At 67.8% G+C, this 16,337-nt stretch carries 1 protein-coding gene; it reads right to left on the minus strand.

What is annotated here, in order from left to right; all coding sequences use genetic code 11:
• On the minus strand, window positions 1-16,196 hold a 16,196-nt coding region (locus M1B34_RS18245), incomplete at its 3' end, for an amino acid adenylation domain-containing protein (protein ID WP_425273523.1).
• Window positions 16,197-16,337 lie beyond the last annotated feature (141 nt).

The following is a 16,337-nucleotide window of genomic DNA, read 5'->3' on the forward strand; positions in this document are numbered from 1 at the left end:
CGGTGCTCGACCATCACCCCTTTGGGCAGGCCGGTGGAACCCGAGGTGTAGATGACATAGGCCAAGTGCGCCGGGGTCAGCCCGGCACCTGACGGGTTGGCCAGCGCAGCGTTATGCCAGGCCGTAGCGTCCAGATCGATGACCGGCAGCGCCAGGGCCGGCAGTTGCCCGAGCAGGTGCCCTTGGCTCAAAAGCGCCAGGGGTGCGCTGTCTTCCAGCAAGTAACGCAGGCGCTCGCTCGGCAGCGCCGGGTCCACCGGCACATAGGCAGCCCCGGCCTTGAGGATCCCTAGCAGGCCAACCAGCATCGCCGGGCCGCGCTGCACGCAGATGGCGATCCGCTCGTCCGGCTGCACCCCCAATGCCAGCAGGTGCTGCGCCAGTTGGTTGGCCTGGGCGTTGAGTTCGCCATAGCTCAAGCGCTGCGAGCCCTGGACCATTGCCAACGCGTCGGGGCTCTCGGCGGCCCGGGCTTCGAACAGGCCATGAATGGTCTGCCCGCGCGGGTAGTGCCGGGTGCTGGCGTTGAAGGTTTCCAACAGGTGCTGGCGTTCGGCCTCGGGCAGGATCGGCAGGCGGTTCAACGCCACGCCTGGGCTCTGCTCCAGGGCCTGGACCAGGTGCTCCAGGGCGGTGTGCATGTAACCGCAGATGCGCTGGGCACCCAGGTGCGCCACGGCCAACACGCTCAAGGCAAACCCCTGGCCCAGGTCGTCGACGCTCAGGCTCAGCGGGTAGTTGCTGCGTTCCTCGCCCCCCAGCAGTTCGATGCCGGCCCACGGTGTTTGCTCGTCATGCAGCCCTTCGTGGGCGCTGTGGCGATAGTTGAGCAAGGCACTGAACAGCGGTGCACTGACCGCCACCTGGCTGCAACGCTGGGCCAACGCCAGGGACGCGTGCTCGTGACCGAGCAGCGCACTCAAGCGCCGGTGCACCGCCCGCACGCCTTCGCGCACGCCGGTTTCACCCAGCGCCACGCGCAGCGGCAAGGTGTTGATAAACACCCCCAGGGCACGGTCGGCACCCTCGCCGCCTTGCATCCGGCCCATCAGCACGGTGCCAAACACCACGTCCTCACGGTCGGACACCTGGCCCAGTACCTGGGCCCAGGCCAAGTGCATAAGGCTGGCGGCACTCACCCCCAGTTGACGCGCCTGCTCCCGCAGACGCTGGCTCAGGGCCGGCGGCAACGGCAAGTGCGCCTCGTCGATGTTCTGCCCATCGCCCTGCACGTCCTGCAGGCCAAAGGGCAAGGTCGGCTCCTCGACATCCCCGAGCATGTCGCGGAAGAACGCCTCGTGTTCTTCTTCGCTCGCCCCCAACAGAGCCTGGGCCACGTAGTTGCGGTACGGCACCGGCGTCCCCAACGGGCCGGGCTGTTTCAGCAGCAGCGCACGCATCTCGGCGCCCACCACTTCCATGGCCGTATGGTCCAGGGCCAGGTGGTGGAACAACAGCAGGCTGACCACTCGCCCGTGTTGTGGGTCTGGGGCATGGATCAGGCGCATCAGCGGTGCCTGGGTCAGTTCCACACGGTGGTGACGGGCGTCGAAACGCGCCTGCAATTGCTCGACGATGTCCCCCGCCGCCGGGTCCAGTTGCAGCCCTTGTACCTGCAGTTCGGCGTGACGCCAAACCACCTGCACCGGCTGTTCCAGGCCTTGCCAATGCACACTGGTGCGCAAAATATCGTGGCGCGCAATCACCTGCTGCAAGGCCTCGGCAAAGGCCTGCAGGCGCTCCAGGCTGTCGAAGCTCAGGCGCGATTGCAGCAGGTACGGGTCGCCTTGGGCGGCGCTGATGTGATGGTAGAGAATCCCCGCCTGCAACGGCGCCAAGGGGTAGATGTCCTGTACGTTGGCCGCACCGCCCGGGACTTGGGCGACGATCAGGTCGATGGCCTCCTGGCTCAGGTCCAGCAACGGCAGCAGCGCTGGCGTAATGTGCCGGCAATCAGCGCCGATCCGGTTGGCCGGGACTTCGATCTCACGGCCACTGCCCACCGCGGCCGCCAGGGCGGCCAGGGTCGGCTGGTTGAACAGCACGCGCACGTCAGCGCTGAGGCCAACCTGGCGCATGCGCTCGATCAGGCTCACCGCCAGCAGGGAGTGCCCGCCCAGTTCGAAGAAGTGGTCGTGACGCCCTACTTGCTCGACCTTGAGCACCTCGGCCCAGATCCGCGCCAGGGTGATTTCCACCTCGCCCAGGGGCGCTTCGTACGCACGACTGAGCAGCGCCGAGGCGTCCGGTGCTGGCAGGGCCTTGCGGTCGAGCTTGCCGTTGGCGGTCAGCGGCAGCACCGGCAACTGCACGTAGGCCGCCGGCACCATGTAATCCGGCAACTGGCCTTGCAAGGTGCTGTGCAGCCCTTCGATGTCCAGGGTTTCGCCGGCCACCAGCGGGGTGCAGTACGCCACCAGGCGCTTGTCCCCCGGGGCATCTTCGCGTACCAGCACGGCCACATCCTTGACCCCGGCGCAAGCCGCGACCCGGGTTTCAATCTCCCCCAGCTCGATGCGGAAGCCGCGCAATTTGACCTGCTGGTCATTGCGCCCCTGGTATAGCAGCACGCCGTCTTCACGCCAGCAGGCCAGGTCGCCGGTGCGGTACATCAAGCCTTGCGCATCATCGCCAGAGCCCTCGGTGATAAACGGATCGGCGATAAACATTGCCGCCGTCAGTTGAGGCTGGTTGAGGTAACCCAGGGCCACCCCGGCGCCACCGATGTACAACTCGCCGACCACACCCACGGCCACCGGCTGTTGCCGGGCATCCAGCACATAGGCCCGGCTGTTGCCGATTGGCCGGCCGATGGGAATGCTCCCGCTCTCCACGGCCTTGATCTCGAACGTGGTGGAAAAGGTCGTGGCTTCGGTCGGGCCGTAGCCATTGAGCAGGTGCTTGGGCGCGCCGTGCGCCAGCACCCGGCCGATCACGGCCGGGTCCAGCACATCGCCGCCGACCATCAGGTAACGCAGTTGGCGGAACGCCGGCAACAAGCCGTCGGCATGTTGCTGGAACAACCCGGCGGTCATCCACAGCACGCTGACTTCCTGGGCGAGCAACAGCGCCCCCAGGGCCTGGCTGGACAGCACCACGTCCTGGTCGACCACCACCACGCGCCCGCCATTGAGCAACGGCGCCCACACTTCCAGGGTGCTGGCGTCGAACGCCGGGTTGGAGGCAAAGGCCACCCGGTCCCGGGCCGTGAAATCGGCGTAGCCGTTGTTCAGCACCAGGCGGCTAACCGCACGGTGCGGCACCCGCACACCTTTCGGCGTGCCGGTGGAACCGGAGGTGTACATGATGTACGCCACGCCTTCGGACGACGGCGCCAGGTCAGGGTTGCGGGTGGGCTGCGGGTCAAGGTCCAGGCGGTCCAATTCGATGCGTTGGCTCGGGCACGCCAGCAGTTCACCGCTGTGGGTCAGCAGCAGCCGTGCCTGGCTGTCCGCCAGCATGAACAACTGGCGCTCCGCCGGGGCGTTGATGTCCAGCGGCACATAGGCCGCCGCGCACTTGCTGATCGCCAGTTGGCTGGCCAGCAAGTCCAGGGAACGGGGCAACAGAGTCGCGACGCTGTCCCCCGGCTGCACGCCCAGGCCCAGCAAGGCATGGGCCAGGCGGTTGGCACGCTGGTTCAGCTGTTCATAGCTGAGCAGGTGCTCGCCATGCACCACCGCCACCGCATGGGGGTTGGCCTGCACCTGGGCTTCGAACAGCTCATGCAGCGCCTGCTGGTCCGGGTAGGCCCGGGCCGTGACGTTGAAGCCGTGCAGCACCCGCTCGCGTTCGGCCGGTGCCAGGATCGACAACTGCTGCAACGGCGTGTTCGGTGCCTCCTCCAGGGCGCGCACCAGGTTGTGCAAGGCACAGCGCATGTACTCGCCGACCCGTGCCCCGTCCACCTCGGCCAGGGCCTGGACCGTCAGTTCAAAGGCCTGCCCCAGGTCATTGACGTTGAGCACCAGCGGGTAGTTGCTGCGCTCGCGGGCGTTGAGCACTTCGATCCCGTCCCACACCGACGCCGGGTTACCGGCCTCGGCGTCCGGCGCATTGTGGCGATAGTTGAGCAAGCTGCTGAACAGCGGAGTGGCCGCCGGCACCCCACTGCAACGCTGGGCCAGCGACAGCGGCGCGTGTTCATGGCCAAGCAATTGCGCCAGCCGCGCATGGGTCGCACGCACCCCGTCGAGCACGGTCATGGCGCCGACTGCGACCCGCAGCGGCAAGGTATTGATAAACATGCCCAGGGCCCGATCAGCGCCCTCGCCGCCCTGCATCCGCCCCAGCAACACAGTGCCGAACACCACGTCATCCTGGCCCGAAACCTGGCCCAGCACTTGCGCCCAGGCCAGGTGCATCAGGCTCGCGGCGCTGACCCCAAGCTGCCGTGCCTGCTCACGCACGGCCCGGCACAGGGCCGGGTCCAGCGCCAGGTGCGACTCCTGAATGCCACTGCCATCGCCCTGCACGTCTTGCAGGCCGAACGGCAAGGTCGGCTCCTCGACATCACCGAGCATCTCGCGGAAGAACCCTTCATGGGCCTCTTCGCTGATCCCCAGGCGCGCCTGGGCCACGTAGTTGCGGTATTGCACCGGCGCGGCCAGGCCCTCGGCAAGGCCACCGAGGCTGGCGCTCATTTCCTCCACCAGCACGGCCAGGGAGGTGTGGTCCAACAAGATGTGGTGCAGCAGCAACACGCCCAGCCAGCGGTCATTGGCTTCGTCACGGGTGTAGGCAAAGCGCATGATCGAGGCCTGGCCCAGGTCCAGGCGATAGTGCTGAGGGTCAAAACGCTGTTGCATCTGCTCCAGCACATCACCGTCCAGCAGGTCGTCATCGACCCGTTCCAGGGCCAGCGGTGCCTCGCGCCAGACCACTTGCACCGGCTCGTCGAGGCTGTCCCAGACCAGGCTGGTGCGCAGGATGTCGTGGCGCGCAATCACCCCTTGCAGGGCGCTGACAAAGGCTTTTACCTGGGCCAGGCCGCTAAAGCCCAGGTGCATCTGCAACAAGTACGGGTCGCCCGCCGGGCTACTCAGGTGGTGATAGAGAATCCCCGCCTGCAACGGCGCCAGGCCGTAGATGTCCTGCACATTGCCGGCGCCTCCCGGCACCGTGGCCACAACCCGGTCGATGGCGGCCTGGTCGAGTTTGACCAGGGGCAGCATGTTCGGGGTGATCGCCGTGCACCGGGCACCGATCAGGTTGGCCGGCACCCGTACTTCGTCGGTGCCGCCCACCGCAGCGGCCAGGGCCGCCAGGGTCGGCTGGCCGAACAGCACCCGCACATCCGCTCGCAGATCCAGCTGACGCATGCGCTCCATCAGCTTGACCGCCAGCAGCGAATGCCCGCCCAGCTCGAAGAAGTTGTCATGGCGCCCGACCTGCTCGACCTTCAGCAGCGCTTGCCACAAGGTGGCGATCCGCTGTTCGACCTCGCCCACCGGGGCGACATAGCCGCCCCGGGCCAGCGCAGCACCGTCGGGGGCCGGCAAGGCTTTGCGATCCAGCTTGCCGTTGCCGGTCAGGGGCAACGCTTGCAGCAACACAAAGGCGCTGGGCAGCATGTACTCGGCCAGGGACATGAGCATCTGCTCACGCAACTCGGCGGCGCTTGGTTGCTGGCCGTCCTCGGCCACCAGGTAGGCCACCAGGCGCTGGTCACCGGGCTCGTCTTCGCGGGCAATCACCACGGCTTCGCGCACCCCATCGCACGCGGCCAGGCGGGCCTGGACTTCGCCGAGCTCGATACGGAAACCACGGATTTTCACCTGGTCATCGTTGCGCCCCAGGTATTCCAGGTTGCCCACCGCCAGCCAGCGACCCAGGTCGCCGGTCTTGTACAGCCGGCCTGCGGCCTGGGTGCTGAACGGGTCGGCAATAAAGCGCTCGGCGTTCAAGGCGTCACGGTTCAGGTAACCCCGTGCCACCCCGGCGCCGCCGACGTAGAGTTCACCCACTACCCCCACCGGCACCGGTTCGTGCTGCGAGTCCAGCAGGTACAGCTGCAGGTCGGGAATCGGCCCGCCAATCGGGCTGACACCCGGCACTCGGGCATCGGCTGCTTCCAGGGCGCGGTAGGTCACGTGCACCGTGGTTTCGGTGATGCCATACATGTTCACCAGGCGCGTGCCGGCGTTGCCGACGCGCTCGTACCAGGGCTTGAGGATGCCCGGGTCCAGGGCTTCGCCGCCGAATATCACCTGGCGCAGGGAGTGCTTGAGGTCGCTGCGGCCCTGGGCCGCGATCAATTGGCGGAACGCGCTCGGGGTCTGGTTGAGGATGCTCACCCCGGCCCGGCACAACAGGGCATAACACTCGTCCGGCGAACGGCTGACCAGTTGCGGCACCACCAGCAACTGGCCGCCGTGCAGCAGCGCGCCCCAGATTTCCCAGACCGAGAAGTCGAAGGCGAAGGAGTGGAACAGCGCCCACACATCGCGGCGGTTGAAGTCGAACCAGCCCTGGGTCGCCGAAAACAACCGGGTGACCTGGCGATGTTCGACCATCACCCCTTTGGGCAACCCGGTGGAGCCCGAGGTGTAGATCACGTAGGCCAAGTGCGAGACCTTGAGCCCCGGCACCTGGGGGTTGTCCGTTGCTTCATCGGCCAAGGCCGGGCTGTCGAGGTCGATCTGCGCCAGCGGCCATTCAGCCGCCAGTTGCAGGGTCTCGGTGTGCAGCAGCAGAGCCACCGGAGCGCTGTCTTGCAGGGTGAACGCAATGCGTTCAGCGGGGTAGCTCGGGTCGATGGGCACGTAACCGGCACCGGCCTTGAGGATGCCCAGCAGGCCCACCAGCATCGACAAGCCACGCTCGACGCAGATCGCCACCCGATCATCCGGGCGCACGCCCATGGCCAGCAGGCGATGGGCCACCTGGTTGGCCTGGGCATTGAGCTGGGCATAGCTCAGGGACTGATCGTCGATGAGCACGGCCACGGCCTGCGGCGTGCGCTGCACCTGGGCCTCGAACAGGCCATGCAGGGTCTGCTCGACCGCATAGGCCTCGCCGGTGCCCTGGCCGTCGCCGAGCAACTGCCGGCGCTCGGCCGCGGGCAGGATCGCCAGGCGTTCCAGGGCGGTGTGCGGCGCCGTTTCCAGGGCCTGCACCAGGCTTTCGAGGGCCGTGCGCATGTAGCCGCACACCCGCTCGGCGCCAATCCGCGCCGGGGTCATGACGTTCAGGCGGAAGTCTTCACCCAAGTCATCCACGTTGAGGCTCAGTGGGTAGTTGCTGCGCTCCTCGCTGGCCAGGGTCTGGATGCCCTGCCACAGCGCCTGGGTCGCCGGCTGCACCTGCGCCTGGGCACTGTGGCGATAGTTGAGCATGGCGCTGAACAACGGCAGCGGCGCCGCCACCTGGCTGCAGCGCTGGGCCAGGGCCAAGGAGGCGTGTTCGTGGCCGAGCAACGCCGTGAGCCGGGCATGGGTCGCCCGTACCCCGTCGCGCACCGAGGTGGCGTCGATATCCACCCGCAACGGCAAGGTGTTGATAAACATCCCCAGGGCCCGATCGGCCCCCTCGCCGCCCTGCATCCGGCCCATCAGCACGGTGCCGAACACCGTGTTGGGCTGGCCGCTGGTGGCGCTCAGGACCCGGGCCCAGGCCAGGTGGAACAGGCTCGCGGCGCTGACCCCCAGGCCACGGGCCTGGCGACGGATACGCCCGCTGAGTTCGCCCGCCAGGACCTGGCTGACCTCTTCGATGTCGCGGCCATCGCCCTGCACGTCCTGCAAGCCGAACGCCAGGGTCGGCTGTTCGATATCGCCGAGCATGTCGCGAAAGAACACCTCGTGTTCCTGCTCGCTGGCCCCCAGCAATGCCTGGGCCACGTAATTGCGATACGGCACCGGCGCCCCCAGGGTCGCCCCCTGGCCGCCGAGGAAGGCACTCAGTTCATGGCCCACCACGTCCAGCGCGGTGTGGTCCATGGCCAAGTGATGGAACAACAGGATCGCGACCACCCGCTGCTGCACCGGGTCTTTGGCGTGCAGCAACTGGATCAGCGGCGCCCGGGTCATGTCCAGGCGGTAGTGGCGGGCGTCGTAGCGCCGCTGCAACTGGCCCAGGACATCGCCGTCGGCGGCGTCCAGCACCACCTCCTGCACCTGCAGCTCGGCGCGGCGCCAGACCACCTGCACCGGTTGCTCCAGGCCTTGCCACAGCACGCTGGTGCGCAGGATGTCGTGACGCTCGATGACCTGCTGCAAGGCGTCGGTAAACCCCTGCAAGCGCTGCCGGCTGTCAAAGGCCATCTGCGACTGCAACAGGTAGGGGTCGCCCTGCTCCGCCATCAGGTGGTGATAGAGAATGCCTTCCTGGAGCGGCGCCAGGGGGTAGATGTCCTGCACGTTGGCCGCGCCGCCCGGGACGCTGGCAACGATACGGTCGATGGCCTCCTGGCTCAGGTCCAGCAACGGCAGCAACGCTGGCGTGATGTGCCGGCAATCGGCGCCGATCCGGTTGGCCGGCACCTCGATTTCACGCCCGCTGCCCACGGCCGCCGCCAGCGCAGCCAGGGTCGGCTGGCTGAACAGCACGCGCACATCGGCGCTGAGGCCGACCTGGCGCATGCGCTCGATCAGGCTCACCGCCAGCAGCGAATGCCCGCCCAGTTCGAAGAAGTGGTCATGACGCCCCACTTGCTCGACCTTGAGCACCTCGGCCCAGATCCGCGCCAGGGTGGTTTCGACCTCGCCCACCGGGGCGGCATAGGCCCGCTGCAACAGTGCCGAGTGATCCGGGGCCGGCAGGGCCTTGCGGTCGAGTTTGCCGTTGGGGGTCAGGGGCAACGCCGGCAACGCCACGAACAGCGCCGGCACCATGTACTCCGGCAAGTGCTGCAACAGGTGCTCGCGCAAGGCCTCAGCCTCGGGCACGGGGCTATCAGCGCGGGTGCTGTAATAGGCCACCAGGCGCGGGTCGCCCGGCACGTCTTCGCGCACCAGCACCACCGCCTCCGAGATCCCCGGGAAATGTTCCAGGTGTTGCTGGATGTCCCCCGGTTCGATGCGCAGGCCATACAGCTTGACCTGCAAGTCGTTGCGACCGAGGAACTGCAGGTTGCCGTCGGCCTGGTAACGCACCAGGTCGCCGCTGCGGTACAGGCGGTCACCGGCCACGAACGGGCTGTCGATAAAGCTCTCGGCCATCAGTTTGGGCAGGCCCAGATAACCCCGGGCCACGCCCGCGCCACCGATATGCAGGTGGCCACTGGCGCCCACCGGCACCGGCTCACCCTCGGCGTCCAGGACATACAGCCGGGTGTTGGCAATCGGTCGGCCGATCGGCAGTTGCACCTCGGGCACCGGCGCCCCGGGTTCCAGGGTCCAGACTGTGCTGTCCACCGTGGCCTCGGTCGGGCCATAGACGTTGTGCAAGCGCGCCTGGGGCAGCAGCGCCTGGAAGCGCCGAGCCAGGCCCGCACCCAGTTCGCCACCGCCGCAGAACACCTCCTTGAGGCTGGTGCACTGGCGAACCTCATCCAGCTCCAGGAACAACTGCAACATGGCCGGCACGAACTGAATCACCGTGATCTGTTGCTCGCGGATCAACTGCGCCAGGTAGCGTGGTTCGCGATGCCCGTCGGGGCGGGCCAGCACCAGGCGCAGGCCCACCGTCAGTGGCCAGAACAGCTCCCAGACCGAGGCATCGAAGCTCAGCGGGGTTTTCTGCAACAGGCTGTCGCCCGCCGCTGCCGGGCACAACTGGGCACTCCAGTGCAGCAGGTTGACCAGCCCCCGTTGCTCGACCATCACCCCCTTGGGCGTGCCGGTGGAACCCGAGGTGTAGATCACATAAGCCAAATGCCGCGCCGTCAGGCCCGGCACCTGGGGGTTGTCCGTCGAGTACGGGTGGCCGTCGAAAAGGTCGAGGTCAATCAGCGGCCCCGGGGCCCGGCCCGGCAGGTCACGGGTGGCGCCGTGCACCAGCAATGCGGCCGGCGCGCTGTCCTCCAGCATGTAAGCCAGGCGCTCCGGCGGGTAGGCCGGGTCCAGCGGCACGTAGGCGCCGCCGGCCTTGAGAATGGCCAGCAGGCCGATCACCAGTTCCAGGCTGCGCTCGATGCAGATCGCCACCCGCACATCCGGGCCGACCCCTTGCTCGCGCAGGTGATGGGCCAACTGGTTGGCCCGGGCATTGAGCTGGGCATAGCTCAGGGACTCTTGCTCGAATTGCAGCGCCACGGCGTCCGGGGTGCGTTCGACCTGGGCCTGGAAGCGTTGCGCCAGGGTCTGCTGCAGGTCGCCTTCAAGGCCGCCGTCGAGGTCGCTGCTAGTCAGCGCCTGCAGCAAGCGCTCACGCTCGCTCGGCGCGAGGATCGGCAGGCGATTGAGGGCCAGCGGCGAGCGCTGTTCCAGAGCCTGGACCAGGGATTCCAGGGCGGTCTGCATGTAACCGCACACCCGTTGCGCGCCGATCTGCTGCAGGGTCATGGCGGTCAGTTTGAAGCCGTCGCCGAGGTCGTCGACGTTCAGGCTCAACGGGTAGTTGGTGCGCCCGTCGTGGGCCAGGGTCTGCATGCCTTGCCAGGCCGGGTGCGCCTCGGGCTGGGCCGCGCCGGCAGCACTGTGGCGATAGTTGAGCATGGCGCTGAACAGCGGCAGCGGCGCCGCCACCCCGCTGCAACGCTGGGCCAGGGCCAGGGACGCGTGCTCATGGCCGAGCAAGGCGCTCAGCCGCTGGTGCAGCGCCCGCACACCGGCACGGGCGTCGAGCACGCCGACATCGACCCGCAACGGCAAGGTGTTGATAAAGATCCCCAGCGCCCGGTCGGCGCCCTCGCCGCCCTGCATGCGCCCGACCAGCACGGTGCCGAACACCACTTGGTCGGTGCCGGCGGCCACCGCCAGCACCCGGGCCCAGGCCAGGTGCACCAGGCTGGCGACGCTGACGCCCAACAGCCGCGCCTGATCGCGCAGGTCCTGGCTCAGGCCGGCAGGCAGCAACTGCCGGGCCTCTTCAATGGCATGGCCGTCGCCCTGCACATCCTGCAAGCCGAACGGCAGCGTCGGCTGGTCAATGTCACCGAGCATGTCGCGGAAGAACGCCTCGTGCTCCTGCTCGCTGACACCCAGGCGCGCCTGGGCCACGTAGTTGCGATAGGGCATGGCCGGGCCCAGGTCCCGGGCCTGGCCCACAAGGCAGGCCTGCATTTCCTGGCGCACCACCTCGAACGCGGTGTGGTCGAGGACGATGTGGTGGAACATCAACAGCACCACCAACCGTTGCTGCACCGGGTCCTGGGCATAGGCCAGGCGGATCAGCGGGGCACGGGTCAGGTCCAGGCGGTAATGGCGGGCGTCGAAACGCGCGCCCAGTTGCGCCAATACATCCCCGGCCGTAGGGTCGAGCAGCACCTCTTGCACCACCAGGTCGGCCTCACGCAAGACCACCTGCACCGGTGCGTCCAGGCCTTCCCAGAGCACGGCGCTGCGCAGAATGTCGTGGCGCTCCACCACCTGTTGCAGGGCCCCGGCAAACGCCTGCAGACGCGCCAGGCTGTCGAAGGCCAGGCGCGTCTGCAGCAGGTAGGGGTCACCCTGCTCCGCGGTGATGTGGTGGTAGAGAATGCCTTCCTGCAACGGCGCCAGGGGGTAGATGTCTTGCACATTGGCCACGCCCCCGGGGACGCTGGCGACAATCCGGTCGATGGCCGCCTGGTCCAGCGCCACCAAGGGCAGCAGGTCCGGGGTGATGCGCTGGCAACCGGCAGGAATGCGGTTGGCCGGCACCTCGACCTCGCGCCCGCTGCCCACGGCGGCGGCCAGGTCGGCCAGGGTCGGCCGGCTGAACAGGATGCGCACGTCGGCGCTCATGCCCGCCTGGCGCATGCGCTCGATCAGGCTCACCGCCAGCAGCGAATGCCCGCCCAGTTCAAAGAAGTGGTCGTGGCGCCCGACCTGTTCGACCTTGAGCACTTCGGCCCAGATCTGCGCCAGGGCGATTTCCACCGCGCCCATCGGCGCCTCATAGCCACGGCTGAGCACCGCGTCCGCCCCCGGCTCCGGCAGGGCCTGGCGGTCGAGCTTGCCGTTGGCCGTCAGTGGCAGCGCCTCAAGCCGCACGTAGGCCGCCGGTACCATGGCGTCGGGCAGGCTGCCCTGCACCTGTGTGCGCAACGACTCGATGTCGAGAGGGCCCGCCTGCTCGGTGAAGTACGCCACCAGACGCCCCTCGCGCACCAGCACCACGGCGTCCTTGACCCCGGCATGGGCGGCCAGGGCGGTTTCGATTTCCCCCAGTTCGATGCGCACTCCGCGCACCTTGACCTGGTCGTCGTTGCGGCCCAGGTACTCAAGGCTGCCGTCGGCCAGCCAGCGCGCCAGGTCGCCGCTGCGGTACATGCGCGCCTCGGGCTCGGGGCTGAAAGGGTCGGCTAGGAAGCGCTCGGCACTCATTTGCGGGCGGTTCAGGTAACCCCGCGCCACCCCGGCGCCCGCCACGTACAGCTCGCCGGCGACGCCCATCGGCACCAGCCGCTGCTGTTCATCCAGCAAGTAGATGCGCGCATTGCCCATCGGCTTGCCGATGTGCAGCACCTGCCCCACCGCCACCGGCCCCGAGGTGGCAACCACCGTGGCCTCGGTCGGGCCGTAGTTGTTGACCACGGCAAAGGTCTGGGCCTGGTTGAACTGCCGCAGGCGATCACCGCCGATCAACAAGGTTTTCAGGGTTGGGTGTTGCATCTGGCGGCCAAAGGCGTATTCAGCCACCGGGGTCGGCAGGAAGCTCACCTCCAGCGGCTGCGCCTGCCACCAGGCCAGCAGTTGTTCGAGGTTGTCGTTGCCGACCTCGGCCGGCGGCAGGTGCAAGGTCGCCCCTGCGCACAGGGTCGGCCAGACCTCCCAGGCCATGGCGTCGAAACCGAAGCCGGCGACGCTGGACACCTGGCTGCCCGGGTGTTGGTCGAAGGTCTGGTTGTGCCAGTGCACCAGGTTTTCCAGGGTCCGGTGCTCGACCATCACGCCCTTGGGCAAGCCAGTGGAACCCGAGGTGTAGATCACATAGGCCAAGTGCGCCGGGGTCAGCCCGGTACCGCTCGGATTGCTCGTCGGCTGCGCCAGCCAGTCGCGCTGATCCAGGTCGATCAATGGCAACTCTGCGCTGGCCCACTGCTGCAGCAGCTCACCCTGGCTCAGCAACGCCACCGGAGTACTGTCTTGCAGCAAGTAGCGCAGGCGCTCGGCCGGCAGCGCCGGGTCGATTGGCACATAGGCCGCGCCAGCCTTGAGGATCGCCAGCAGACCCAAGAGCATGTCCGGGCCACGGCGCACACTGATCGCCACCCGATCATCGGGCTGTACCCCAAGGGCTAACAGGTGATGGGCCAACTGGTTGGCCTGCTGGTTGAGCTGGCCGTAGCTCAGGCGTTGCCCGCCCTGGATCACCGCGACCGCGTCCGGGGCCTCGGCGGCCCGGGCTTCGAACAGGCCATGCACGGTGTGCCCCTGGGGGTAGTCCACAGGGTTGGGGTTGAACTGTTGCAACAGCTGTTGGCGCTCATCGACCGGCAGAATCGACAGCTGCTCAAGGTGCACGCTGGAGCCGTGTTCCAGGGCCTGCACCAGTTGTTCCAGCGCGGCCTGCATGTAGCCGCCGATGCGCGCGGCGCCAATCGACGCCAGGCTCAAGACACTGAGGACAAAGCCGTCGCCACGGTCGTCGACGCTCAGGGTCAGCGGGTAGTTGCTGCGTTCTTCGGCGCCCAGCACCTCGATCCCGTCCCACAGTTGCGGCCCGGCCTGAGGCTGGGCGCTAGCATTGCTGTGGCGGTAGTTGAGCAAGGCACTGAACAGCGGCCCGGAAGCCGCCACGCCGCTGCAACGCTGGGCCAGGGCCAGGGAGGCGTGTTCATGGCCGAGCAAGGCGCTCAAGCGGGCGTGGGTCGCCTTGACCGCAGTCCGCGGGGCCACGGCGCCGACATCGACCCGTAGCGGCAAGGTGTTGATGTACATGCCCAGCGCCCGGTCGGCGCCCTCGCCGCCTTGCAGGCGGCCCAGGAGCACGGTGCCGAACACCACGTCCCGGCGGTTGCTGAGTTGCCCCACCACCTGGGCCCAGGCCAGGTGCATCAGGCTTGCGGCACTGACCCCCAGGACCCGCGCCTGTTCCCGCAGACGGCGGTTCAGCACCGGGTCAAGGGGCCGCGCCGCCTCTTCGATATCGCGGCCGTCACCCTGCACATCCTGCAAACCGAACGGCAGGGTCGGCTCGTCGATGTCGCCGAGCATCTCGCGGAAGAACACCTCGTGCTCGGCCTGGCTGACACCCAGGCGCGCCTGGGCCACGTAGTTGCGGTACGGCGCCGCGGCCCCCAGGCTCGCGCCCTGGCCGGCGATCAGCGCCTGCATTTCCTGGCTCACCACCTCCAGCGCGGTGTGGTCCATGGCCAGGTGATGGAACAGCAAAATCGCCAGCACCCGTTGCTGTGCCGGGTCCCAGGCGTGCACCAGGCGAATCAGCGGTGCGCGGGTGATGTCCAGGCGGTAATGACGGGCGTCGAAGCCTTGCTGCAACTGGGCCATGACGTCGTCGGCAGCCGGGTCCGGGGTCAGCTCTTGCAGCACCAGTTCGGCGTGGCGCCAGACCACTTGCAGGGGCTGTTCCAGGCCTTCCCAGAGCACGCTGGTGCGCAAGATATCGTGGCGCGCAATGACCTGTTGCAAGACCCCGGCAAACACCTGCAAGCGCTCGCGGCTGTCGAACGCCAGGCGGGTTTGCAACAGGTACGGGTCGCCCTGCTCGGCGGCGATGTGGTGATAGAGAATGCCTTCCTGCAGCGGCGCCAGGGGGTAGATGTCCTGCACATTGGCGGCGCCGCCCGGCACGCTGGCGACCACCTGGTCGATGGCTTCCTGGCTCAACGTCAGCAAGGGCAGCATGTCCGGGGTGATGCGCTGGCTGTCGGCCGGAATGCGGTTGGCCGGGACTTCGATTTCACGCCCGCTGCCCACGGCCGCCGCCAGGGCGGCCAGGGTCGGCTGGCTGAAGAGGATGCGCACATCGGCGCTCAGGCCGACCTGGCGCATGCGCTCGATCAGGCTCACCGCCAGCAGCGAATGGCCGCCCAGCTCGAAGAAATTGTCATGCCGGCCGACCTGCTCGACCTTGAGCACCTCGCCCCAAATCTGCGCCAGGGTGGTTTCCACCGCCCCCTGGGGCGCTTCGAAACCGTGGCTGATAAACGCCTCCAGCCCCGGCGCCGGCAGCGCCTTGCGGTCCAGCTTGCCGTTACCGGTCAGCGGCCATTGGCTGAGCGCCACATAGGCCACCGGCAGCATGTATTCCGGCAGTTGGCTGTGCAGCCAGTTGCGCAGCCCTTCGTTGTCCAGGCTCTGGCCCGCGACCTGGGGCCGGTAGTAAGCCACCAGGCGCTTGACCCCCGGGCCATCTTCGCGGGCCAGGACCACCGCGCTCTCGACCTCGGGGTGCAAGACCAGCCGTGCTTCGATCTCGGCCAGTTCGATGCGCATGCCGCGGATTTTCACCTGGTCGTCATTGCGCCCCAGGTACTCCAGGTTGCCGTCCGCCAGCCAGCGCACCAGGTCGCCACTGCGGTACATGCGTGCGTCGGGCTGGTGGCTGAAAGGGTCGTCGAGAAAGCGTTCGGCGCTCATCTTCAGGCGGTTCAGGTAGCCGCGAGCAACACCGGCGCCACCGATGTACAGCTCCCCAGTTACCCCCAGCGGCACCGGGCGCAATTGCTCATCCAGCACATAGACCCGGGCATTGGCGATCGGCGTGCCGATGTGCAGCACCTGCCCCACCTGCACCACACCCGAGGTGGCGACCACTGTGGCTTCGGTCGGACCGTAGTTGTTGACCACGGCAAAAGTCTGGGCCTGGCTGAACTGGCGCAGGCGGTCGCCGCCGATCAGCAGGGTTTTCAGGGTCGGGTGCTGCAACTGCTGGCTGAAGGCGTATTCGGCCACTGGGGTCGGCAAAAAGCTCACATCCAGCGGTTGCGCCTGCCACCAGGCCAGCAGTTGTTCGATGTTTTCATTGCTGATGTCCTTGGGCGGCAGGTGCAGGGTCGCCCCCGCGCACAAGGTCGGCCAGACCTCCCAGGCCATGGCATCAAAGCCGAAACCGGCGACGCTGGAGACCTGGCTGCCAGGTTGCTGGGCAAAGGCCCGGTTGTGCCAATGCACCAGGTTTTCCAGGGTCCGGTGCTCGACCATCACCCCCTTGGGCTGGCCGTGGAACCCGAGTGTAGATCACATAGGCCAGGTGCGCCGAGGTCAGGTTGGCAGCGCCAGGTCAGTGGCCGGGTGCTCACGCCAGTGCGGCTGGTCGAGGTCGATGACCGGCACCGACAGCGCCGG

The sequence above is a fragment of the Pseudomonas morbosilactucae genome, from assembly GCF_023241715.1.
Classification (GTDB): domain Bacteria; phylum Pseudomonadota; class Gammaproteobacteria; order Pseudomonadales; family Pseudomonadaceae; genus Aquipseudomonas; species Aquipseudomonas morbosilactucae.